Consider the following 23,620-nt stretch of genomic DNA (forward strand, 5'->3'; position numbering starts at 1 on the left):
TATTAGTCTCACAAATTAGAGTACAAGATATTAGACCTCTTGCAAAAGGTACTACCGCTGCCGAGTAAGTCACGCATTCACGCATTCAAAAGCATGCCCAAGGGGCGCAGCGTAGACGCCCGCAAGGGCGGCTTCGGTGCAGGGTAGGGTTAAAAAGCTTACTATCTAGGCTTTTCGTTGATTTATAATGGTAGTTTTATTTCCGCCATCATGTAGTACTTTGCAAGAGATGGGGAAAGACGCCTTATCGGTCGGTAATAGGTGATGGGTAATGGGTGCTCTTACCAATTACCAATTACCAAAAACATCTGTATTATTCGGTCATTGCAGCTTTGACAGCTGGCTCTAGTTTAGCTTTAGTTTCCTGGAACTCCCGACCTAAATTAGTTAACTGTTCGTCATTCATACACTTGCGGACAGCATTAAAAATTTTATTTTCTTCTTCTCTTACATGATGCTGCACTGCTTTTTGAAGTTCATTAATTTTTTTTTGAAACTCTGATTCACCTGGTTTGAGTTCCTTAATTTCCTCTAAAATCACTTTTGCTTCTTCGTGTTCTTTCTCAGCTTCTTCAATATACTTTTTAGTTTCTTCGTACTCCTGCATCGCTGGGTAAAAAACTAGTTCTTCAGTTCTAGCGTGTAGTGTCAATGCTTTAAAAATTTGATTGAAACACTCATACAGTTTTTTATTGTCTGCCTTTTCTGCTTCTGCAAAAAGCTGTTCAACTTGGCGATGCTCTGCTTCGATTAACGAAAGGATATCCTTTGATGTAGCCTTAGCCATTTTTTTCTCCTAGTGGTAAATAATTTTTAACAGTAGTCTGAAACAGTTTTTACTCCAACATCGTAAAAGCATTTAGAAATTGTAGATAAACAACTATACTTTTATAATGAACACGCTTCAGCAATTCCCTGTAAACTTATAGGTTCAGTAGCTATTCAATTCAAAAATAAAGTTATCACTAAACTTTATAACTATCAAAATTAATTAATTTTATCGGTCTCTAGTTTGGTAGATGAAAATAAAAAAATACAAAAAACAATAAATTTTCTAATCTAAATTTTTACGGACTGTAAATTATTCAACCTCTTTCCAGAGGTAGAAGCTTATTTACATCCAAGACATGAAAAGTTAGAAAAGGTCAGTCCAATTCGGAATTGGGTATTTGGAATTTCCTAGAATTTCGGTCGTGCCCATCTCCCCATTCCCCCATTCCCCCATTCCCAATTAGCGTTATGCTAATTTTTATGAAGATTTAAGAATAGGGGCAAAGATAATGAATCTGGAACTGTCACCATCGGTAAAATATTGGTCGCAATTCTTCCACCCAATCATGATGTGGGCGCTACTGTTAGCATCCATATATGCTGCATATCTGGGGCTACAAGTGCAGCGTACTAGAAATGCTCAAGGCGAACAAAAGAAAGAACTGATTAAAGGTAAATATAACGTCAGACACTACCAAATCGGTTCTATACTATTGGCGTTCATGGTGCTAGGCTCTGTTGGTGGGATGGCTGTCACCTATATTAATAATGGTAAGTTGTTTGTGGGGCCGCACCTGCTAGCAGGTCTTGGCATGACAAGTATAATTGCCTTTTCTGCTGCCTTGTCTCCTTACATGCAAAAAGGGGCGAATTGGGCGCGTGTCACACATATTTTGTTGAATTTTACCCTTTTAGGGCTTTTTACTTGGCAAGCTATCACTGGCGTGCAAATTGTGCAAAAAATTATCAGTAATGCATAGTTATTAGTCATTGGTCATTAGTCATTAGTCATTAGTCATTAGTCATTAGTCATTAACATTACAAATGACAAAGGACAAATGACTATTGACCCTTGACTCATTTCTTTTTCTTAACATTAGCTGGCAATGGTATGCCCAAAGATTGATGAAAATCTTCTTGGACTTTGCGGGTTAAGCGGCGGGAGACTTGACGGACTATTTGGTTAAGTAAGCGATCGCCCGTAGATTGAATTAAAGACTTGGGTAATCGCTGAATAAATTTAGGAAAGTGAATGTCAACTGTTAAATCCAGTTCCCACTCAACTCGCGTCATCTCACCCAAATGAGCAGTGGCTTGGTATTCCTGGGTTTCAATCAATTGTAGCGATGCCCGGTAGTCTACATCATAACCAGGAGGTTGATAACCAGGAATAGGGATAGTACGAATGCGATAAATACTGTTCTCAGGACAGAGAAGTTCTAAACCAATTTTTGGTTCTACTTCGTAACCAAAACTGCCAAAGCGGCCAATTACTAAAGCATAGCCATTTTTCCCTAGTGGTTCCACCTTCATGGGTTCGGCACAGCGGTAAAACCAACTAGCATGATTGTTGAGATACTCAGCAACACTCTGGACAGGAGCATACATTTCCATACAGTCCTGATACCGACCGTAAAATGTTGTGGGAGTCCCTACAGTTGTCTGTGGGCGTGCTTCTTCAGTTTCTGCGATCGTTGAGGCCACAGACAAAACCACTTCTGTTGTTTCAAATGATTCAAAGGATTGATATTCTGAGTTTTTTGAAATCATAAGATTCATTTATACTTTTGATGATTGTCTCAATTAATCTTTCCCGTCTTGGGTGCAACGTTTCGCACTAAAAGTACATTTTGACCGAAAACTTAAAAACACATCATACATTTCATCGAATCTCTACAATAGAGACAGAAAAAGGACATACTAGTTTCCCAGGATAGCGTTGATCATGAAAGCTTTTGTAGCAGGAGCAACAGGAGAAACAGGTCGCCGGATCGTACAAGAACTGATAGCGCGGAATATTCCCGTTCGTGCCTTGGTGCGCGACGTCGAGAAAGCGAGAAGTATTCTGCCTGCTGACGCCGAATTAGTGCAGGGTGATGTGTTAGACCAACAAAGCCTAGCTACTGCTTTGGGAGACAGTACGGTACTCCTATGTGCTACGGGAGCAAAACCCAGCTTTGATCCCACAGGCCCTTATAAAGTGGATTATGAAGGAACTAAAAATTTAGTTAATGCTGCTAAGAGTAGGGGGATAGAGCATTTCGTCTTGGTTTCTTCTTTGGCTGCTTCCCAATTTTTCCATCCTCTGAATTTATTCTGGTTGATTTTATACTGGAAAAAACAAGCTGAGGAATACCTGCAAAAAAGCGGTTTAACTTATACAATTGTCAGACCGGGTGGCTTGAGGAATGAAGATAACCCTGACTCAATCGTGATGCAAAACGCTGATACGTTGTTTGAAGGCAGTATTCCTCGCCAAAAAGTTGCTCAAGTTTGCGTTGAAGCACTATTTGAGCCAGCAGCACAGAATAAAATTGTAGAGATTGTGGCAAAACCAGATGCCCCTGCGAAAAACTTTGGTGAGTTGTTTGCAAGCGTCGCTTGAGTATAACAGGAGTATTGCGTGAAAGTTGCAGTCTTCAGCACCAAGTCGTACGATCGCGAGTTTTTGGAGGCAGCAAACGCAGCTGCCCAAGCGAATCATGAGTTTGTTTACTTCGACACTAGTTTGAGTCCTCAAACTGTTTCTCTAGCAGCCGAGTGTGCAGCGGTTTGCGTGTTTGTGAATGATGATGTCAGTGCCGAGACCCTCAAACTCTTGGCAGCGCAAGGTACTCGTTTTGTGGCACTGCGCTGTACTGGCTTCAACAATGTAGACCTGAAAACAGCAGCAGAATTGGGAATTAAGGTTGCACGAGTGACTGTCTACTCTCCCTTCTCGGTAGCAGAACACGCTGTCGGTTTAATCTTGATGCTGAATCGCAAGCTGTATCGGGCTTACAATCGAGTTCGAGATGATAATTTCTCCTTAGAAGGACTGCTGGGATTTGATCTGCATGGTGGCACAGTTGGCATCATTGGCACAGGCAAGATCGGCATGATTTTTGCTCAAATCATGCAGGGATTTGGCTGCCATTTGCTTGGATATGATGCTTTTCCAAATTCCAAGTTTGAGACAATTGCTAATGCCCGCTATGTAGAATTGCCAGAGTTGTTCGCCAAGGCGGACATTATTTCATTGCACTGTCCTCTCACCCCAGAAACGCATCACCTAATTAACGCGAACGCGATTGAGCAAATGAAGCCTGGAGTCATGCTGATCAATACGAGTCGAGGTGGACTGATTGATACCGAGGCTGTAATTGCGGGAATTAAATCAAGAAAGATTGGTCATCTTGGAATTGATGTTTATGAGCAAGAAAATGGCCTATTCTTTGAAGATTTATCTGACAGCGTGATTGAGGATGATGTTTTTCAGCTGTTGCAATCATTCCCGAATGTCGTGATTACAGCCCATCAAGCCTTCTTTACCCGCAATGCACTGACTGATATCTCTAAAACAACAATCTCAAACATCACAGACTTTGAGCAAGGTCGTCCCCTGACTAATGAAATCTCCTATCAACCTCAAGTTCTCGCTAAATCTCCCGCTTAAGGGGGATTGGGGATTGGGGATTGGGGATTGGGATTAACGATTATCTTTGCCCGATGCCCCTTGCCCCAGTCCCTAATCCCCGATCCCCTTTGCTATGTCCCCAAGTGAGAACTTTCCGGAAACGAGTACGTCAATAATGATTGTTATATTTTGGATGGGCATAGCAGGCAATTTTAAGGAGTCGGACTCTGAAAGGCTGGGAATTTAAAGGGATTGAAAAATTTATCGGGCCACTAGCCGCTTTGTTGGCATTTGTGTATTTATTTCAGTGGTATATCATTGGTGATTTGCGATCGCGTCCCGATCCTGTGTTTAAAAACAGACAACCACCGTTGGTCATGAAAGGTGGCGATCCCTACATCCGCGCTTTAATGCGAACTATCTCAGCCAGTGAAGCCAGTAGTAACCGTCCCTATTCAATTTTGTATGGCGGACAGCATGTTAAAGACCTCAGCCGTCATCCACAGATATGTGTCACAATTGTGACTGGTCCTAATCAGGGTAATTGTTCTACAGCTGCTGGTAGATATCAAATCATCAATACAACTTGGTATACGATCGCGCCTAGATATCACCCAAAACCGAAGCGGTTAATGTTTTGGAATTCTTATAGTTTTGAACCAGAGTATCAAGACGCAGTGGTGCATAGTTGGTTAAGTGATTCCGAATTTTGGGGAATTAATATCTCTCAGCTACTGCGTCAGGGAAAGTTAGATGAAGTGTTGCGGCGACTGTCATCAACATGGACAAGTTTAGGCTATGGTATTGAAACTAATTCTGTAAGTCCCTATTTACCACAGATTTACCAAAAAATGTTAAAGGAAGAATTAAAAGCAACTTAAAAATTAAAAATAAATATACACTATACGGCAGTTATAATCAAAACTTGTTATAAGGTACTTGAGCGAAGGTATAACACACCTTTATTTATTTAAAAGTAATTCTTAGATTCATGCCATAGGGTAATTCCAAGTTCTTCGCACCAACATACCCTGTCATAAATTTGGCGATCGCGGTTGGCGATCCAATCATAAATTTTTTTTGCCTTTGCTAGTGCTTGTTTTTTATTGCGATAGAGTCGCGGACTAGGACGCAAGACTTCTCCATTAATATGTATTGCTACTATCAGCCAATAGTCGCTACCTTCCCCTTCCGGAATAATTTCTAAAAATCCGCCACTGTAGGCTTCAATAATTCCTAAGCTCATTTGTCAAATTAATTAAAAACCTTAAAAACATAAGCTCTTGGATAAAAATCTACTCTTAGAGCTTGGGAATAGCAATGCGTAGTGGGGGGATGGGAAATGGTAAATGAGGTAAAAATACTTTACATTTTTTTATATAGTTGTTTTTACTTATGTCCATTGACTGGCTAGATCAATTTAATTCCTTCATCTAAGCCTGATTCGTTAAAAAAATTACTAATGTTTTCCACAAATACTTTTGTATTTTCAAAATGAATATTATGTCCAGCATTACTAATTACTCTTAGCTCACAAAATTGACATATATTCGCCATTTTTTCATTAATATCGACAAATTTTTTATCATATTCACCAGCTAATAACAGCAATGGATTGATATTATATTTGAGTTTTTCCCACAAAGAAGGCTGGCAACCAGTGCCCATAAACCGCAGGGATTTAGCTAATTCTGTAGGATTATTCTGTAATCTAATTTCTATCAAATTCTGAAATCGCGGATGATTTTTGATATTGCCGAAAATAGGCTGACTATACCAATTTGATAAAAAAGCGATAAAATCACTTTGTTCAATGCATCTTTCTAATTTTTTAGCTATTTGCCCATCACGCTTAGCTCTGTCTTGCTGTTCCGCAACTGTTGGCAAACCAGGAGAAGCTGATTCCAGAACAACATTGGAGAACCTGTGGGGAAAATTTAGGGTGAGATATAAACCTAACCTACCTCCCATAGAATAACCTACTAAAAAACATTTGGTAATTTGCAAATTATCTAACAAGTTGATTAAAGCTTGAGCAGTTTGTGTCATGCTATAGCAGTTGTCTGCACCCAAAACTTTAGTGTTACCATGCCCAGGCAAATCTATTGTTAGACAATAGAAATCTTTTTCTAATAATTTTATGGCTTCATCGAATTCATGATAATTTCCCATAAAGCCGTGTATAAAAAGAAGTAGGGATTTATTTGCATTACCACTGAAAGAATAATAAAATGCATAATTTGCAATTGTCATGACATTAGTCATAATCAATATAGGAACAATAAGATTATTGCTTGTAATGAAGATTTATTAACATTCTACACTCTGAAAAATCTAATTTTTTTATAAATGCTTAAGGTTAAGAAAAGGTTATTGCATAAAAAGTCTATTGACAAGAAAAATATATCGCAATTTTTAATCATTCAAGACAGCGATCGCTGTTCAGTAAGAGTAACAAAATCTAGTGTCAATCAAGTAGACTTTTTCATTAACCATCATAAACTGTCAGGAATACGAAAAGCATGAGAAATCTAAATTTATTGGCTCTGTCTACTGCCTTCTTCTCTCTTTTCTCTTTATTTAGTCGTTTATCTGCCTTAACTGACTTTCTTAACTGGCTTATCTGCTATGGAAACTGTTATAAGAAAAGTAGAGTATTTATAATAAGCTTTGTTGTAGAAGTAGCAAATTCATACTGATATCCAAAATTTTGAGTACAGTTACTTGCTGAGAATTTCGACAATCTCATGCGGTCAGCTTTTTGTCAACGTTTAAGTTCTTATGGTAAAGATAAAATTACTTGACCGTATCGGTTGCTGTTGTTAGCCTTAACTATCGATTCCAAAGATTGAAGCAAGCAGTTGAATAAGCCGTAGTTATCACCTTTTAATATGCAATCAGTTTCGTTTGTTTGGCGATGATTTATTATTAATCTGTAGTTTCAGCTTTCTTTTCGTAGTGCAACAGCAACAGGTATTGCTAACATCAATGCCACAGGTTTGTTGCTGACACAAATCCTTTCAGGAAAAATCTACCTGCTGATTGCTTCTTTTCCACTAAGTGGACGCAAGAATGAACTTTATATTTGTGAGGCGATCGCAATAGCCAGAAGAACAGTTTTGAGACAATTATAGGTGCAAGCATGGTAGCAACACCCCCAAAATCAACCGCTGACGACATTACTTCTATTAGCTGTTTTGGCCCGGCACGTTCAACAGTTGAGGGTGCGCCCCTTAGCTCTGACGAACTCCGCAAAATGCATGCCTTCTGGCGTGCTGCCAATTACTTGGCCATTGGCATGATTTACCTGCGGGATAACCCACTGCTGAAAGAACCTCTCAAGCCTGAGCATATCAAGCACCGCTTGTTGGGACACTGGGGTTCTAGCCCTGGCATCAGTTTTCTTTATACACACCTCAACCGCGTCATCAAGAAATTTGACCAGGACATGTTATACATCGTGGGGCCTGGTCACGGTGCGCCCGGATTCTTGGGTCCCTGCTACTTAGAGGGGAGCTATTCTAACTACTTCTCTGACTGTAGCGAAGACGAAGAGGGGATGAAGCAGTTCTTTAAGCAATTCTCCTTCCCTGGTGGGATTGGTAGCCACTGCACCCCTGAAACCCCTGGCTCCATTCACGAAGGCGGTGAACTGGGTTACAGCATATCCCACGCTTATGGTGCAGCATTTGACAATCCCAACCTGATTGTTATCGCCCTGGCTGGGGATGGAGAAGCAGAAACCGGAGCTTTAGCAACCTCCTGGCATTCTAACAAGTTCCTCAACCCCATTCGCGATGGTGCAGTGCTGCCGATTTTGCACTTGAATGGTTACAAAATTAATAACCCCACCGTTTTGTCTCGCATTAGCCATGAAGAGTTAGAAGATCTGTTCAAAGGCTATGGCTACACACCCTACTTCGTGGAAGGTTCTGACCCCGAGAGTATGCATCAAGCAATGGCGGCAACATTAGATCATTGCATATCAGAAATTCACAAAATCCAACAGGAAGTTCGCAGCAGTGGCGTTCCTACCCGTTCCCGCTGGCCCATGATTGTCATGCGTACACCCAAGGGCTGGACTGGTCCCCAAGAGGTGGATGGACACAAAGTCGAAGGCTTTTGGCGTGCTCACCAAGTACCGATGGGAGGAATGCATTCTAATCCAGAGCATTTGAGACTGCTGGAAGAATGGATGCGAAGCTACAAGCCAGAGGAACTCTTTGATGCCAATGGTACGATACTACCAGAAATTCAGGATATGGCACCTGCTGGCTCAAAACGTTTGGGATCTACCCCCTACGCTAATGGTGGTGTGTTGCGCCGCGAACTGAAAATGCCTGATTTCCGCAAGTACGGCATTGAGGTTGAAAAGCCTGGACAAATCGAGGTGGAAAACACCAAACCTCTGGGCGTTTTCTTGCGTGATGTGATGCGGAACAATATGAACAGTTTCCGCGTGTTTGGCCCTGACGAAAACACCTCCAACAAGCTCAATGCAGTTTACGAAGCCAGTAAAAAGTTCTGGATTGCAGGATACTTACCAGAAGATGCTGACGGTGGCGAACTGTCTCCCGACGGTCGCGTGTTAGAGATACTGAGCGAGCACACATTAGAAGGTTGGCTGGAAGGCTACTTGCTCACGGGTCGTCATGGCTTCTTCTCTACCTATGAGGCCTTTGCTCATGTGATTGACTCAATGGTGGGTCAACACGCCAAGTGGCTGGAAATTTGCAACCATATTAGCTGGCGAGCAAAAGTTTCTTCGCTCAACATCCTCATTACTTCTACCGTTTGGCGACAAGACCACAACGGTTTCACTCACCAAGACCCGGGCTTTTTAGATGTGATGCTGAACAAAAGTCCGGAAGTGGTTCGCATCTATCTTCCCCCTGATGTCAACTCACTGCTGTCAGTCGTTGACCACTGCTTGCGGAGTGAGAATTATGTCAATGTGATTGTGTCTGACAAGCAACTACACTTGCAGTATCACGATATGGAAGCTGCTATCCGCAATTGCACCAAGGGTATAGATATCTGGGAGTGGGCCAGCACGGATGCTGGTGAAGAACCAGATGTAGTGCTGGCGTGTGCAGGTGACATTCCCACCCTAGAAGCACTGGCAGCATCGGTATTTCTGAGAGAGAATTTTCCTGAGTTGAAAATTCGGTTTATCAATGTGATTGATTTATTCAGGTTGCAACCGGATACAGAGCATCCGCACGGTTTAAGCGATCGCGATTTTGATAGCCTCTTCACTCTCGATAAGCCAGTCATCTTCAACTTCCACGGCTACCCCTGGTTGATTCACCGCCTCGCTTACCGCCGCACCAATCATAACAACATCCACGTGCGCGGTTACAAAGAAAAGGGCAACATCAATACACCTTTAGAGCTTGCCATCCAAAACCAAATCGATCGCTTTAGCATTGCGATCGACGTAATTGATCGAGTCCCCAAACTCAAAGTAGCAGGTGCTCACGTCAAAGAAATGCTCAAAGATGAGCAAATCTCTTGCCGTCATTACGCCTACGAACACGGGATTGATAAGCCCGAAATCGTTAATTGGAAGTGGCCTTACTAGGCTGATTGTGAGAGGCTTGACGGTGTCATGCCTTTCTTATTCATAAGTTCCCTGAGACTTGGTGTCTTAGTGTCTTGGTGGTAAATAAAATTTATTTTTTCACCACAAAGACACAAAGACACGAAGAAAATTTATTGTTTAGGATTGCACCACCAAAGGGCTGGTGCTAAACCCTTGGGTTTGGCAAGCTTGGCAGCAAAAGCAAATGCAGCCGAACGAGTGGAAACAGTGTTTAAAATTGTGCGTTATTTGGAAGCAAATCAGCGTGGGGTGAGTTTGCAGGGCGATCGCTCTCAACCTTCGACGCTAAAAGTTACCGCTGCTTAGTATTTCACCAGACAAAATTTGCTAGATAGACTAATAGAGAGGTGGGGAGATAAGAAAAATGAAACTCTTTCATCCCATCACTCCATCTACTCGAAAGGTAGTATTTGACCTTATGGCTTACGAAGACTTCGTTAGTCGCTTGAATCCTGAATCCATGATTGTCCGGCCTGGTTCAAAGATAAAGATCAAAGACTTTGATCCAGGCTATAAAGGGGATTTTCAAAAAGGTGAAGCCCTGGAGATATTGCAATTGGGGATCAAGGAGTTAGCGAAGTATCAGGATATGCTGTACGCCCAGGATACCTATGCTTTGCTGATTATCCTTCAAGCATTAGATGCCGCAGGTAAAGATAGCACGATTAAACACGTGATGTCAGGGATAAATCCCCAAGGCTGCCAGGTGTTTAGTTTCAAAGCTCCTTCAGCAGAGGAACTCGATCACGACTATTTGTGGCGATCTTACAAAGCTTTACCAGAAAGAGGACGTATTGGAATTTTCAATCGTTCTTACTATGAAGAAGTACTGGTGGTGCGCGTACATCCAGAACTCCTGGCCAAGCAGCAGCTGCCTGCCGATAAAAAAAACAAATATATTTGGAAGCAACGATTTGAAGAAATTAACAACTTTGAAAAATATCTCGTTAACAATGGCATTGTAGTGCTGAAATTTTTCCTCAATGTCTCGAAAGAGGAGCAAAAAAGGCGCTTTTTGAAGCGAATTGAGCTTCCAGAAAAAAATTGGAAATTTTCAACTAGTGATGCTAGAGAACGGCAATTCTGGGATGACTATATGGAAGCATACGAAGACGTCTTCAACTATACCAGTACAGAATTGGCTCCCTGGCATATCATCCCCGCAGATCATAAATGGTTTACACGCACAGCTGTAGCTTATTTTATTTACGAGAAGATGAAATCCCTAAATCTGGCATATCCCAAGGTCAGTGAAGAACATTACGCAGAACTTTTAAAAGCTAAGGAGATGCTGGAAACAGAAGACTGACAGACTTCGTTCCTTGCCTTTGGTAATAAATGCAACAATAGAGTCTTTGCCTGTCACTAGAGGTAGAACCTTTAAAAATCGGATCTGGGCTGGATGCTGCCTATCAACTCGTCCAAGTATAAAGGAAAGGGGCATGGGACATAGTTAACAACCACTAACCACTAACTACTAACCACTAACTAATAAAACCATCAACCACCAACCACCAACCACCAACTAACCACTAACCACTAACAACATTTCACGGTATTCTGATCGTAGCCAAACCGTAGTAGCATATGGAGAGAGCAAATGCAGACAACAGCGGCAGAGCAAATCAACCCCCTGGCTGGCAAACCTGCTCCGGCCGACATTTTGATTGATGTCGATCGGCTTTTGGATCAGTACTATACGGTTCATCCCGATCCTGAGAATCCGCTACAACGTGTTAGTTTTGGTACATCAGGACATCGTGGTTCTTCTGCCAATGGCACATTCAATGAAGACCATATCTTAGCAGTATCTCAGGCAGTTGCTGAGTATCGCAAGAGCCAAGGCATTAACGGCCCGCTATACATGGGTATGGATACGCACGCCCTCTCGGCTCCTGCTCAAAAGTCTGCGTTAGAAGTGCTGGCCGCAAATGGCGTAGAGGTTTACATTGCCGCAGGTGAAGGTTATGCTCAATACACCCCAACACCAGCGGTTTCCCATGCTATCCTCACCTACAACAAAGGTAAAACAAGCGGTTTAGCAGATGGTATCGTCATCACGCCCTCCCATAACCCACCGAGTGATGGTGGTTTTAAATACAATCCTCCTTCCGGTGGGCCAGCAGAACCAGAGATTACCAAATGGATTCAAACCCGCGCTAACGAGTTGATGGCAAATAAAAACCGGGATGTCAAACGCATTCCCTATGAATCTGCTTTGAAGGCAGCCACAACTCACTTTTTTGATTTCATTACTCCCTACGTTAACGACCTGGAAAATATTGTAGATATTGAGGCGATCCGCTCGTCTGGTATCCGCATTGGTGTCGATCCCTTGGGTGGCTCGAATATCGCCTATTGGGAACCGATCGCCCAACGCTATGCCTTGAACATTACTGTGGTCAACAAGACTGTTGATCCGACATTCCGTTTCATGACCTTAGACTGGGATGGCAAAATTCGCATGGATTGCTCATCTCCTTACGCAATGGCCAGCCTAGTCAAAATTAAGGATGACTACAGTATTGCTTTTGGCAATGATACAGACTCGGATCGCCACGGTATTGTCACCTCCAGTGTAGGGTTGATGAACCCGAACCATTTCTTGTCTGTTGCCATTTGGTATCTATTTACCAATCGCAGTGGATGGTCGCCAAAAAGTGCGATCGGCAAAACTTTGGTCAGCAGCAGTATGATTGACCGAGTCGCCAAAGAGATTGGACGGCAGGTTTGCGAAGTTCCCGTCGGCTTTAAGTGGTTTGTCGAGGGTCTGCTCGATGGCTCCTTTGGCTTTGGTGGTGAAGAAAGTGCCGGAGCTTCCTTCCTGCGTAAGAACGGAACCGTCTGGACAACAGACAAAGATGGTATAATTATGGACTTACTTGCAGCCGAAATTACAGCACGCACGGGTAAAGATCCTGGTTTGCACTATCAAGATTTAACAGCAAAACTTGGCAAACCATTCTATAAACGCATTGATTCTCCTGCTTCACCAGAACAAAAGGCGCGTCTAGGCAAACTATCCCCAGAAGATGTGAAAGCAGCAACACTTGCTGGCGATCCCATCACTGCTAAGTTAACCAACGCCCCTGGCAATAATGCGCCGATTGGTGGACTGAAGGTAACAACCGAAAACGGCTGGTTCGCGGCGCGTCCCTCTGGTACAGAGAATGTGTGCAAAGTCTATGCCGAGAGCTTTAAGAGCCAAGAACACCTAGAGGAAATTTTGCAAGAAGCGACACAAATCGTTGCCAATGTAGTTTAATTCTCGCAGCGTTTGACATCAATAGGGACTGGGGCATAAAAATTATGAATTATGAATTATGAAATTTTCAGCATTCATCATTCATAATTTTCACCTATTCCCAATCCCCAATCCCCAATCACTTTTTTAAATCCTAGCGCGGAGAGCAGAAGCAGGGAATAAGGCTTGAAATGCAGACTGCCGTTCGGTTACAGGTTCTGGAGCATAGTTCCAAAGGCTTTCGTAGTAAAAGAAGGCTACCCCCAAACCACGTTTTTGGGTAGCCCGTACTTGGGACTTAATTTGTTGGATGGGAACTGGATTATTTCGCAATCCTGCCATAATGCCAATTCCAGTTGGGATCTTTTGTTGTGCTTCTTGAATTTCTGGGCGGGAAATCTTGGCGATAAAACTTTGTAGATTCGGACGATACACTTGCACAATTAGCTCATCCACAATATTAAGCCGTAACCAGTTGAGCCAGTCTTGCAAGTGAAACTTGTAAGCAAAATCGTAGTAGTTGGGAGAAACGGAGAAAATCGCACCTGGTTTTTTCGCTTTCACAGCTTGATTGAGTTGTACCATAAACGCTGTGATTTTATCTGCTCGCCAGCGCACCCATGCCGGATCTTGAGGATTAGCCGGGGGATTGTTCTTTGTTTCCTGAGTATACAAGGCTACTGTGTATTTATCGTAGCCAAATTCATGGGGCAAACTCATGTGATCGTCAAACTGGATGCCATCGACATCATATTGGGTGACGATTTCCAATACGAGATCGGTAATAAACTTCTGCACTTCTGGATGGAAGGGATTGAGCCATGCAACCTCACCAGCAGCGCTAAGGGAAGTTTGGCTACCATCGCGCTTTTGCGTGAACCAATCTGGATGATTCAACATCAGTTCTGACATCGGGGGAGCCATAAAACCAAACTCAAACCAAGGAATTACGAGCAAGCCTTGGCGATGAGCTTGGGCAGTGATATCTGCGAGAATATCATGTCCATCAGAGCCTCGCAAAACAAAGGGTTGGATACCTGTACGTTTTGCCACGGCACTAGGATACATCACATAGCCAGAATTCCACACTACAGGATAGATTGTGTTGAAGTTCAATTGCCGCAATTGGTTCGTAGCATTCTGCACTTTAGCACGATCTCTGAGGGTGTTAAAGTCATTGTTGGTCATCCAAACCCCACGAATTTCCTGACGGGGTAGCTGTGCTGTCGCAGGAGTAAAGCTGTTTCCCAGCAATACCGTCAAAAGTGACATCAAAAATAGAAGTGGAAGAAGATACCTAAGCGATCGCCTGCCTAGGCGCTGCACTGAATGCAATCGCCGCCAACCTTGAGGTATAAAACGTAATGTCACAGGTTTGAATGATGCGTTAGCTACCCACTTGTGCGATCGCATGCTTTTGTAATGGAATCTACTAGCCATGGAGTATATGAGTATATAAGCTTACTAAGTGATTAGTTAAATTGGTAGTTATTCATTCAATGCGGCGCATCAAAATTTCTGCATCAAAGAATCTGATGCAGACTTAGCGCAGTAGGATATTTGACGTAGCTAGTAGATAATTAGTGCCCGTTATAACTTTACTAAGAAGGGTAATTACTCAGGATTTTGAGGCTGTTTTATTCTGAATTTCATTGATAATCCACCCAGACGCAGGCAAATATCACATAATCAGAGAAAACGATAATGCTTTCAATTTTTTTATACTCAGAATAAAATTAATTTATTGATACCTAGTTCTATCTAAATTAAGTAGTACTAAATGCAAAATTTTTATGTTTCTCATTAGACTTCTTGTAGAAGTCGGAGAAAAGATTACTAAAGTTGGGGTGAGGGAAGTATTATCTTTGACTGCAAGCTAGTATAAATACCAAGTCTGTAAAGACAGGCTGTATTTATGTAGCTGCATCCTACGCGCGTCTATAAGGTGACAGCTACCGATCAATCCTTCATCGCAGGAATTTTAAACTTTCAGCTTTCTTCAGCACAAAATCAGTGAAAATACTAATAATTGTGCGCTGACGCAATTTAATATTCGCACTAATTGACATACCAGATTGTAGGGGCAATTCACCACCTCTACGCAGTGTCATTGCTTGCTTTTCTAAACTTACTTTAGCCGGAAAACGCCAGTAAGGATTGATTTCGTCTGGTGGTAAGGCATCAGAACCTATCGAGGTTAATTTGCCTTTGATATCACCATATTCTTGGAAGGGATAGGAATCGATTCGGATATCAACTTGTGGACATTGATTATTTTGCTGTTTGTAATTGGCACATTCAGATTGCTTGTAATTCTCTTTGGCAAAACCGATATCTTTGTTAGTAATGTAAATTTTGGCAATGAGAAAGTCGTTAGGAACTATTTTGAGAATTGGTTCGCTAGAGTTGGCAACAAAACCGGGAGTATTTGGTTTTAGTTCAAACACAGTTCCATCTATAGGAGCAGTAATTTTCTGATATTTCAAATTAGCTTGAGCTTTACTTAACTGACTGTCAATTTCATGGATTTTCTTTTGATTTTCTACAATTACTTTAGTCAATTGGCTGTCAATCTCCGCAATACTCTTTTCATTAGCTGTAATTTGAGATAATATCTCTTCCTGAGATTCTGCGGCAATCTTACTAATTTCTTGTTTTTTTTGAGCAATAACTAACTTCAAGCGTTGTTCTTCTTTAGTCAGTTTTATAACTTCTGCTTCTTGAGTGAGAACATCTTGTTCTTGTTTCAAAGTTTGTAACTTAGAATAAGCACCTTCTTTTGCTAATGAATCTAAATTATTTAAAATATTTTTATTAATTTTTAGCACTTTTTTAGCATTAATTAGCTGTGCTTCATTTTGAAGTAACTGTTGTTGAGTTTGTTCTATCTCTAACTGCGCTGCTGCCAATTGTGAACTGAAATCAGACTGACGAGAACGCAAGCGCAACTGTTGTTCTAGGGTGAGTGGAACTCCAACTGCGGAACCTCTTAGCTGGGCGCGGTAGAGTAGATTTTCTGCGAGGAATTGCGCTCGATTTTGGGTTAAAGTTGCAATTTCTAGGGGAATTTTTAATTTAACAGCTGCTCGGGGAGTAGTGTTTGCTGAAGTTATTCTTGTAAGTTGACTGCGATAAAATTCATTTTCTTGCACTAATGCTTTACGGTTTTGTTGCAGTGAATTAATCTCCGCTTGCGTAGTAGTTTCTTCTAGACTGATGAGAACTTGCCCTTTTTTAACCAGTTGACCTTCTTTAACATGAATTTGCCTAATCACACCGCCAATCGGGGCTTGAATATCAGTTACTTTCCCCTGGGGTTCTAGCTTACCGCTAGCTGGAATGGCTACATCTATTTTAAATACACTCGCCCAAATTAAAGTAAAGGCGGTAATACCAATAATCCCCCAAGCAATAGCACGTGACCAAAGGGGAGTTTGTTGTAAGAGAACTGGTTGATCAAATCGATATTGAATATTCATAATATTTTGTTAGTGGTTGGTGGTTGGTGGTTGTAGAGACGTGCCATGGCACGTCTCTACATTGGTTAGTAGTTAGTGGTTAGTGGTTAGTGGTTAGTGGTTAGTGGTTAGTAGTTAGTAGTTAGTGGTTAGTAGTTATTATTAGCTAATGACCAATGACTAATGACTAATGACCAATGACTATATCTGTGCTTCCTGTTGTCGATAAAGGCAGTAATAATAACCTTTCAGTGCTATCAATTCTTCATGGGTTCCTTGTTCAACTACAGAACCAGAGTCCATGAGCAAAATCGTGTCCGCCTTGTGGATAGTAACCAGCCTATGGGTAATGAAAAATACTGTTTTCCCTTGGAATGCTTCTGCTAGATTGCGACAGACTTGAGCTTCAGCGTTGTAGTCTAGGGCACTGGTGGCTTCGTCGAGAATCAACAGTTGGGGATTTTGCAGGACGATGCGGGCGATCGCAATTCTTTGTCTTTGTCCCCCAGAAAGTCCACTCCCTCGTTCGCCTACTTGGGTGTTGTAGCCGTTGGGCAAGTCCATGATAAAGTCGTGTGCATAGGCAACTTTGGCAGCATTAATTATCTCTTCATCGCTGGCGTCCGGACATGCTATAGCGATGTTTTCCCGCACCGTACCGTCAAATAATAAGGTATCTTGCAGCACAACTCCAATTTGACGCCGCAAGGAATAAAGTTCGACTTTGCTAATATCAAAGCCATCAATTAAGATTTTTCCGGATTTGGGTTCGTAAAGCCGAGGTAGTAATTTTAATAAGGTACTTTTACCAGAACCACTTTGGCCGACAATTCCCACAAATGAGCCAGCAGGAATGTCAACATTAATATTGCATAATTGCAACGCGCCGTTTTGTTGGAAGCTGAATGAAACATTTTTGTATTGAACACTACCCACAATTGCGGGCATGAGGATATTTTGCGCGTCGGTTTCGGTTTCTGTGGGTGTGTCGAGAATGTCACTCAGGCGTTGCAGTGATAATGCTGTTTCTTGGAAGTTTTGCCATAGTTGTACTAGTCGCAATAAGGGACTAGTGACGTAGCCAGCAAGAATGCGAAAGGCAATCAGTTGCCCTAGGGTGAGTTGTTGGTGCAAAACGAGATAGGCACCCACCCAAAGCACAAGTAAATTGGAAAACTTGTTAAGAAAGCTACTGACGGAACTGGCAGTAGTTTGAGTAGAGATGGTTTTGAAGCCAGCGCTGATATAACGTGCATAACGTTCTTGCCATTGCCAGCGCGATCGCATTTCCAAATTTTGCGCTTTAATGGTTTGCATCCCCGCCATCGCTTCTACCAAGTAGGAGTGAGTTTCAGCGTTGCGTTCGGCTTTTTCTTGCAGTTGTCGCCGGATCAGAGGCGATACCAGCAAGTTAATCAAGGCGAATAACGGTACTGTTGCCAATGCAACTATTGTTAACACCCAACTGTAAACCACCATCACTAGGATGTAGATAATGGAAAACACCGCATCCAAGACTACGGTGAGGGCTGTACCTGTGAGAAACTGCCGGATATTTTCTAACTCTCCCACCCGCGTTGCCAATTCGCCGACGGGGCGGCGTTCAAAGTAAGATAGAGGTAAGCGCAACAAGTGATTGATGACTTCAGAACCCAAAGATAGATCGATGCGGTTGGTGGTATCCACAAATAGTTGAGTGCGGATGGCTGTTAGTACTGCTTCAACTATTGCTATGACGATTAAAAAGATACCAAAAACTTCTAGGGTATCCAGGCTGTTACCAACAATAACTTTGTCAATAATTACTTGTGTTGCCAAGGGATTTACCAATCCAAAAATTTGTACCACCATTGAAGCAATTAGCACTTCCACAAAGACTTTGCGATAGCGTCGCAATTCGGGTACAAACCAGCGCAGGCTAAAGTGGGAGTGAGGGGTACTTTTGCTTGGTTGCAGCAGCAGCACTTCTCCTTGCTGTCCCCAGGTTTCGGCAAAGTCCTTCACCTTGCGACGTACCAGTCCCATTTCCGGAACGGCAATCAGTAATTCTTGGTTATTATTTTTGTAGATGATCGCAAAAGTATCTTGCCAAGAAATCATTACAGGTATTGGCAATTTACCAACTGCTGTGGCTGGCACTTTTACCATTTGGGTTGTCAAACCCATCAACTCTGCTACTGCACCGCAAAATTGCACAGATACAGTGCCAGTTTGTTCTATCTGTTTCGCTAAAATTCGCCGCAGCATATCTCTGCGGAAAGGTAGATTGAAATACTGGCTCAACATTTGCAAACAAGCAAGTGTAGCATCTTGCGGGCCTCTACCCCGAATGTAGGGAAATTTTTTGTTTCTCTGTAGAGACGCGAAATTTCGCGTCTCTACTGGGATGATAATATCTGAGGCGTAGGGGATGTCTGCAAAATCTGGTGCTATTTCTGTGGGTGCGGGAGATGGCAATTCTGGTAGCAGATATTTGGGTACACCTAGCAAGCGCGTATTTGCTTTTAACTTTTGGTTGGGGTTGGCAGTCTCCAATTCCAAGCGACTACCTACAGGAAATTCTGGATCGGAACTGCTGCTAATTAACCATAAAAATTGGGAATCTAACTGCTGAAGAAGGATTTTCTTTGAAGAAGAATAGACTACGGCTGATTTGATCGCAGTCTGTGCCAATTTTGCGACATCAATGTTACTATTTGCCCGATAGCTGAACTCTGCCATCAACAAGTCGTAAACTTCGATGAGTGAGGGCGTGGCATGTAAAGCAGCTTGAAAGTTTGGTTCCCACTTTAGCAAGCTGAGAAAATCTGTTATTGGCAGGTTGAGGCAAATCACTTCAGTAGATGCGATCGCTGTTTCACAAGCTATCCCTCGCACATGAGAAACCCAACCTAAGATTTCTCCTGGTTGTAGTAATTTCAAGGTGACGGGTTGATCTGTGAATTTGTCGTAACCGATCAGGCGGGCTTGTCCTTGATAAATAATACTAATGTGGGGTGGCATCGCTTCTTTTGTCAGTATTATCTGACCCATGCGATACCGTAAAAATTGCATTTGCTTACGTAAATTTTCTAGTATCTGCTCTGGCAAGTGATTGAAGGGAAATACACTAGCCAAAAATTCTTGAATATCAATAAGTGTAGATGTCATTTTATTAGTTACTAAGTGATGCTTTGCTTAAAACAGTAGGGATTTAAAACGCACAGGGGCGCGGAGTTTAGGTGCAAAGATTTCGCCATGAGCTTATGCAATGCTGTACTAAGCTACACTTGTGCTGTTAATCTGCTCTACCGTGCGCTTTGATACCAACCAAGCTTGATCTGAAGCAGGTAACTGCTGGATTTGCTCTTGCAACCAATCTTCAAACAACTCCCTTAACAAGCGTTGGCGCATAAAAGCGTTTAATTGAGCGGGAAGTAATTTTTCTAGTTGGATAATTACAAAATATTCTCCAAAGGATATGGGGTGCCAAAGTTGTCCCGGCTGGCTTACTTGTAGTTGTCTTGCCAAACCTGGGTGTAGTGTCCCCATCTCCACCGGCCCTACAATACCGTTAGTATAAGCTTCGGGGCCGACAGAGTAGTTTTTGGCAAGTTCGCCAAAGCTTTGTTCGCGTGCTTGAATGCGAAAATATAGTTCTTGAGCAATGCCAGGATCTTGGGTGCGAATCATTGAATAGACAACTCGATCCAAGTATTTTTTCCGCTCCAAGAAGTAAGATTCTAATTTGTGTCCCCAAGTTTGTTGTTGGAATTTCTCAATTCGCAGTTTGCGTGTAGCCAAAGCTTGAAACTGTTGGTGAGTCATACCATAACGCCTCAGCCATGCCTCGTGTGTGGCAGCATTGGTAATTTGGTGCTGTTGTAGGAATTTTTGACAAGCGATCGCTACTTCTTCTTGGGTGCAACTTATGGATGCGATCGCCCCTTCAACGATCATCTCCCGCAACAGTTGCGGTAGTAGTTGATAGCTAGCAACCAGGGATATAAGTTCTTCTTTAAGAATAGTGCGATCGGCAATCTCTGGCACTTCCACCATATCCTACATCACTCCTTCTCTAACTAAAGGGGCGCTATCCTTGCGCCCCAGTGTGTCAAGCTAATTAACAATCACAATGGAGTTGGACGTCGAATTTGGGTGAAAACCCAGCAGGCTTGTTTTCAATGATGGCGAATACAGTACCGTTGTAAGATAACGCACCAGTATGATGGTTGTATGCAAACTGGTTGGTAGATGTCGCACCAAAGGATTTGCCGATACAGATTTTGTCGCCCTCTTTCCAGTTGAAGTCTTTGATGACGTCTACACCTTCCCACTTGGAGTTGAAGACAAACTTATCTGTGCCAGCACCACCCCATAGTGTATCATTGCCATAACCACCGACTAAGCAGTCGTTGCCTGCCTCTCCCCTCAAGGTGTCTTTGCCATTGCCACCATATAATTTGTCGTTGCCAGTCCAACCATAGAGGGTATCATTGCCATCACCACCATAAACATGATCGTCACCAGTCCAACCATCTAGGGTGTCATGGCCTGACTCTCCATACAGGTAGTCATTGCCATCGCCACCGTTGATGTAGTCATTGCCAGAATATCCCCACAAGTTGTCATTTCCTGCTTCACCGTAGAGGGAATCATCACCTGTCCAGCCATCAATATGGTCGTTACCGTAACCACCATATAGTTTGTCGTTACCGTAACCACCATATATTTTGTCGTTTCCCCAATCGCCGTAAACTACATCATTATCAGGCAAACCAAAAATAGGGTTGTTCGGCCCGGCATGAACAGTATCATTACCACCCTTGGCGTAAACTACATCATTCCCTGTCTTGGCATTGATGTTATCTGCGAAGTTGGTGCCGTGTATTACATCTGAACCAAGAGTACCGTTAATGTTAGCCATGTAAAATTCTCCAAAAACAATCTGCTAAGGTTGGAAATCAGATTCTTTGTTTTTTCAGTCAAGTGACTGAAAAATTGTGGATTTTAGCTTGTCATCCTGATAAAAATCTGTGAAATTCCCATTAATTCACAGATATATTGCGTAATCAGAACTGAACGTATTTATCTCCTTAATTTCCTACTAAATTTGATTTGTGAGAGTAAGTTTTACAGCCGTTTATTGTTGCTTTTTTTCTTCACTCCTTACTCTCTATAAACGAAGGTTCGATAGACAATATTCCAAAATTCACACAAAAAGTTTTGTTGTAGATTGTTAAGGCTTTTTATCAACTCTGTCATTAGGCTCTCTATGACTTACTGAGAGTTTCTTGATAACTTCTCATTCATAAGACACAACCATAAAAAATTATGGATATGATGGATGCACGACAGTCCAGACACTCTACTAAGAGCGTGTCTGGACTGAAAATGTAAGAAATGTAAACTATATAAATTCTATTTTTCTTGATTAACAGCTATTGATTTACCCACAAATTTAAAGCAGACATGCTACTAAGATTTGTACTCTTAGAGGTAATTTATAAAGTAAACATTAAGTGCATGTAGGGTGTGTTATCGCGTAGCGTAACGCACCAAAAACAGATGGTGCGTAGCGGCATTTTCATTTATTTTTTACTTGCAGTATCAATGTAGCACCGCTACACACGCTACAAGTTGAATTATTACTTTATAAATAACGTCTGATGTGAATTATCAAAACCAATGTTAGATCAAGGATTCTGGGCTTTGTAGAGACGCGAAATTTCGCGTCTCTACACCGAAAATACAAGGTTTCAGCCTCTAATTCACATTAAGCGTAAATAGTCTCTAATCATTTGAAAAGACTATAAAAGGGCGCAAGGATAGCGCCCCTAGTTTGTCAAACTAATTAACAATCACAATTGAGTTGGATGTCGAGATTGGGTGAAAATCCAGCAGGCTTGTTGTCGATGATGGCGAATACAGTACCGTTGTAAGATAACGCACCAGTATGATGGTTGTATGCAAACTGATTGGTAGATGTCGCACCAAAGGATTGGCTAATACAGATTTTGTCGCCTTGTTGCCGACTGAAGTCTTCGATGATGTCTACGCCTTCCCATTTGGAGTTGAAGACGAACTTATCTGCGCCAGCACCACCCCTGAGTCTGTCATTGCCAAAACCGCCAACTAGGCAGTCATTACCTGCCTCTCCATACAGCCTGTCATTGCCAAAACCACCATAAAGATGATCGTTGCCAGTCCAACCATAGAGGGTGTCGTTACCGTTACCACCATAAACACGATCGTTACCAGTAGAACCATCTAGAGTGTCATGGCCTGATTCTCCAAACAAGTAGTCATTGCCATCGCCACCATAAAGTTTGTCATTGCCATCATTACCTAGCAAGGTGTCATGTCCTGCTTCACCGTAGATAGAATCATTGCCTGTCCAGCCATCAAGGATGTCGTTACCGTAACCACCATAGAGTATGTCGTTGCCTGCGTCACCATTGACATAATCATTGTCAGTGTAACCAGGAACAGGTGTTGCCGGACCGGCGTAAACAGTGTCATTACCATCTTTAGCGTAAACTACATCATTTCCTGTCTTGGCATCGATGGTATCTGCAAAATTGGTGCCGTGTATTACGTCTAGATCAGGAGTACCATTAATGTTAGCCATGTTAATTTCTCCAAAAACAATTCGTTAATGTTGAAAATTAGATTCTTTGTTTTTTAAGCAAATTAACTGAAAAAGAGTCAATTTTGGCTTTACATCTCGATAATAATTCTGTGAAGCTATCATTAATTCACAGATACATTTTTTAACTAAACCTAGACTTGTTTTTTCCTTAATCTCCTACAAAGTTTGATTTGTGAGAGGAAGTTTTACGCTCGTTGAGGGTTGATTTATGTCTTCACTCTCTACTCTCTATAAACGAAGGCGCGATCCAAAATATTCCGAAATTTATAGAAAAAGTTTTGTTGTAGATCGTTAA

The 23,620-nt window shown here is 42.1% G+C and carries 19 protein-coding genes; 9 read left to right on the forward strand and 10 right to left on the reverse strand.

The annotated features are described in order from the left end of the window. Nucleotides 1-313 precede the first annotated feature (313 nt). Nucleotides 314-787: a hemerythrin domain-containing protein gene (locus FIS9605_RS0115120; RefSeq protein WP_026733339.1), complete on the reverse strand. Its 474-nt coding sequence runs from the start codon at nucleotides 785-787 to the stop codon at nucleotides 314-316. Between the two features lie 493 nt (nucleotides 788-1,280). On the opposite strand from FIS9605_RS0115120, the gene FIS9605_RS0115125 reads away from it, so the two are divergent. Next, nucleotides 1,281-1,751, forward strand: coding sequence for a DUF4079 domain-containing protein (locus tag FIS9605_RS0115125; protein WP_072032399.1), 471 nt, complete (start codon nucleotides 1,281-1,283; stop codon nucleotides 1,749-1,751). A 97-nt stretch (nucleotides 1,752-1,848) separates the two neighbouring features. On the opposite strand, the gene FIS9605_RS0115130 is transcribed toward FIS9605_RS0115125, so the two are convergent. After that, on the reverse strand, nucleotides 1,849-2,541 hold the full coding sequence (locus FIS9605_RS0115130; protein ID WP_026733341.1) for a DUF1997 domain-containing protein: 693 nt from the start codon (nucleotides 2,539-2,541) through the stop codon (nucleotides 1,849-1,851). Between the two features lie 175 nt (nucleotides 2,542-2,716). On the opposite strand from FIS9605_RS0115130, the gene FIS9605_RS0115135 reads away from it, so the two are divergent. From FIS9605_RS0115135 to FIS9605_RS0115145, 3 genes are all read left to right on the forward strand, one after another. Continuing rightward, the gene (locus FIS9605_RS0115135) at nucleotides 2,717-3,376 is read left to right on the forward strand and encodes an NAD(P)H-binding protein (protein WP_026733342.1); all 660 of its coding nucleotides are present in this window, start codon (nucleotides 2,717-2,719) and stop codon (nucleotides 3,374-3,376) included. 18 nt (nucleotides 3,377-3,394) lie between these two features. After that, nucleotides 3,395-4,426 (forward strand): 2-hydroxyacid dehydrogenase, encoded by a 1,032-nt coding sequence (locus tag FIS9605_RS0115140; RefSeq protein WP_026733343.1) that lies wholly within the window; start codon nucleotides 3,395-3,397, stop codon nucleotides 4,424-4,426. Nucleotides 4,427-4,596: 170 nt separating this feature from the next. Next, nucleotides 4,597-5,268 carry a glycoside hydrolase family 24 protein gene (locus FIS9605_RS0115145; protein WP_026733344.1) on the forward strand — a complete coding sequence of 224 codons (672 nt, stop codon included), beginning with the start codon at nucleotides 4,597-4,599 and terminating at the stop codon, nucleotides 5,266-5,268. A gap of 89 nt (nucleotides 5,269-5,357) precedes the next feature. Here FIS9605_RS0115145 and FIS9605_RS0115150 read toward each other — a convergent pair whose 3' ends face one another. Both FIS9605_RS0115150 and menH read right to left on the reverse strand, forming a co-directional pair. Further along, nucleotides 5,358-5,633 carry a hypothetical protein gene (locus FIS9605_RS0115150; protein ID WP_026733345.1) on the reverse strand — a complete coding sequence of 92 codons (276 nt, stop codon included), beginning with the start codon at nucleotides 5,631-5,633 and terminating at the stop codon, nucleotides 5,358-5,360. 164 nt (nucleotides 5,634-5,797) lie between these two features. Further along, entirely contained in the window at nucleotides 5,798-6,640 is an 843-nt protein-coding gene (gene menH, locus FIS9605_RS0115155) for a 2-succinyl-6-hydroxy-2,4-cyclohexadiene-1-carboxylate synthase (RefSeq protein WP_026733346.1), read from the reverse strand. Nucleotides 6,641-7,389: 749 nt separating this feature from the next. Between menH and FIS9605_RS46100 the strand changes: the two genes are divergently transcribed. The 5 genes from FIS9605_RS46100 (at nucleotide 7,390) to pgm (ending at nucleotide 13,257) form a co-directional block, all read left to right on the forward strand. Further along, nucleotides 7,390-7,521, forward strand: a complete 132-nt coding sequence (locus FIS9605_RS46100) for a hypothetical protein (RefSeq protein WP_269321044.1) — start codon at nucleotides 7,390-7,392, stop codon at nucleotides 7,519-7,521. Between the two features lie 8 nt (nucleotides 7,522-7,529). Continuing rightward, complete coding sequence (locus tag FIS9605_RS0115160) at nucleotides 7,530-9,971, forward strand: phosphoketolase family protein (protein WP_026733347.1); 2,442 nt, start codon at nucleotides 7,530-7,532, stop codon at nucleotides 9,969-9,971. Nucleotides 9,972-10,115: 144 nt separating this feature from the next. Beyond that, complete coding sequence (locus FIS9605_RS0115165) at nucleotides 10,116-10,298, forward strand: hypothetical protein (protein ID WP_026733348.1); 183 nt, start codon at nucleotides 10,116-10,118, stop codon at nucleotides 10,296-10,298. A gap of 112 nt (nucleotides 10,299-10,410) precedes the next feature. After that, on the forward strand, nucleotides 10,411-11,301 hold the full coding sequence (locus FIS9605_RS0115170; protein WP_026733349.1) for a polyphosphate kinase 2 family protein: 891 nt from the start codon (nucleotides 10,411-10,413) through the stop codon (nucleotides 11,299-11,301). A gap of 291 nt (nucleotides 11,302-11,592) precedes the next feature. After that, the gene (gene pgm, locus FIS9605_RS0115175) at nucleotides 11,593-13,257 is read left to right on the forward strand and encodes a phosphoglucomutase (alpha-D-glucose-1,6-bisphosphate-dependent) (protein ID WP_026733350.1); all 1,665 of its coding nucleotides are present in this window, start codon (nucleotides 11,593-11,595) and stop codon (nucleotides 13,255-13,257) included. 126 nt (nucleotides 13,258-13,383) lie between these two features. Here the strand turns inward: pgm and FIS9605_RS0115180 are convergent, their stop codons facing one another. The 6 genes from FIS9605_RS0115180 to FIS9605_RS0115205 all read right to left on the reverse strand — a co-directional run bounded on the left by FIS9605_RS0115180 (nucleotide 13,384) and on the right by FIS9605_RS0115205 (nucleotide 23,304). After that, nucleotides 13,384-14,676, reverse strand: coding sequence for a glycoside hydrolase family 10 protein (locus FIS9605_RS0115180; RefSeq protein ID WP_026733351.1), 1,293 nt, complete (start codon nucleotides 14,674-14,676; stop codon nucleotides 13,384-13,386). Nucleotides 14,677-15,203: 527 nt separating this feature from the next. Beyond that, nucleotides 15,204-16,715 (reverse strand): HlyD family efflux transporter periplasmic adaptor subunit, encoded by a 1,512-nt coding sequence (locus FIS9605_RS0115185; protein WP_026733352.1) that lies wholly within the window; start codon nucleotides 16,713-16,715, stop codon nucleotides 15,204-15,206. 180 nt (nucleotides 16,716-16,895) lie between these two features. Next, a complete protein-coding gene (locus FIS9605_RS0115190; protein ID WP_026733353.1) occupies nucleotides 16,896-19,844 on the reverse strand; it encodes a peptidase domain-containing ABC transporter in 2,949 nt (982 codons plus the stop codon). A 108-nt stretch (nucleotides 19,845-19,952) separates the two neighbouring features. Continuing rightward, the gene (locus FIS9605_RS0115195; protein WP_026733354.1) at nucleotides 19,953-20,732 is read right to left on the reverse strand and encodes a peptidylprolyl isomerase; all 780 of its coding nucleotides are present in this window, start codon (nucleotides 20,730-20,732) and stop codon (nucleotides 19,953-19,955) included. Nucleotides 20,733-20,796: 64 nt separating this feature from the next. Further along, nucleotides 20,797-21,600, reverse strand: coding sequence for a calcium-binding protein (locus tag FIS9605_RS0115200; protein ID WP_082209787.1), 804 nt, complete (start codon nucleotides 21,598-21,600; stop codon nucleotides 20,797-20,799). Between the two features lie 927 nt (nucleotides 21,601-22,527). Next, nucleotides 22,528-23,304: a calcium-binding protein gene (locus FIS9605_RS0115205; RefSeq protein ID WP_026733356.1), complete on the reverse strand. Its 777-nt coding sequence runs from the start codon at nucleotides 23,302-23,304 to the stop codon at nucleotides 22,528-22,530. Nucleotides 23,305-23,620 lie beyond the last annotated feature (316 nt).

Origin of the sequence: Fischerella sp. PCC 9605 (genome assembly GCF_000517105.1) — a bacterium.
In the GTDB taxonomy this organism is placed as follows: Bacteria; Cyanobacteriota; Cyanobacteriia; order Cyanobacteriales; family Nostocaceae; genus PCC9605.

Coding starts and splice junctions, on each gene's coding strand:
- FIS9605_RS0115120 (WP_026733339.1), bottom strand. CDS start 787: ATGGCTAAGGCTACATCAAAGGATATCCTTTCGTTAATCGAAGCAGAG.
- FIS9605_RS0115125 (WP_072032399.1), top strand. CDS start 1,281: ATGAATCTGGAACTGTCACCATCGGTAAAATATTGGTCGCAATTCTTC.
- FIS9605_RS0115130 (WP_026733341.1), bottom strand. CDS start 2,541: ATGATTTCAAAAAACTCAGAATATCAATCCTTTGAATCATTTGAAACA.
- FIS9605_RS0115135 (WP_026733342.1), top strand. CDS start 2,717: ATGAAAGCTTTTGTAGCAGGAGCAACAGGAGAAACAGGTCGCCGGATC.
- FIS9605_RS0115150 (WP_026733345.1), bottom strand. CDS start 5,633: ATGAGCTTAGGAATTATTGAAGCCTACAGTGGCGGATTTTTAGAAATT.
- menH (WP_026733346.1), bottom strand. CDS start 6,640: ATGACAATTGCAAATTATGCATTTTATTATTCTTTCAGTGGTAATGCA.
- FIS9605_RS0115160 (WP_026733347.1), top strand. CDS start 7,530: ATGGTAGCAACACCCCCAAAATCAACCGCTGACGACATTACTTCTATT.
- FIS9605_RS0115170 (WP_026733349.1), top strand. CDS start 10,411: ATGGCTTACGAAGACTTCGTTAGTCGCTTGAATCCTGAATCCATGATT.
- pgm (WP_026733350.1), top strand. CDS start 11,593: ATGCAGACAACAGCGGCAGAGCAAATCAACCCCCTGGCTGGCAAACCT.
- FIS9605_RS0115180 (WP_026733351.1), bottom strand. CDS start 14,676: ATGGCTAGTAGATTCCATTACAAAAGCATGCGATCGCACAAGTGGGTA.
- FIS9605_RS0115185 (WP_026733352.1), bottom strand. CDS start 16,715: ATGAATATTCAATATCGATTTGATCAACCAGTTCTCTTACAACAAACT.
- FIS9605_RS0115190 (WP_026733353.1), bottom strand. CDS start 19,844: ATGACATCTACACTTATTGATATTCAAGAATTTTTGGCTAGTGTATTT.
- FIS9605_RS0115195 (WP_026733354.1), bottom strand. CDS start 20,732: ATGGTGGAAGTGCCAGAGATTGCCGATCGCACTATTCTTAAAGAAGAA.
- FIS9605_RS0115200 (WP_082209787.1), bottom strand. CDS start 21,600: ATGGCTAACATTAACGGTACTCTTGGTTCAGATGTAATACACGGCACC.
- FIS9605_RS0115205 (WP_026733356.1), bottom strand. CDS start 23,304: ATGGCTAACATTAATGGTACTCCTGATCTAGACGTAATACACGGCACC.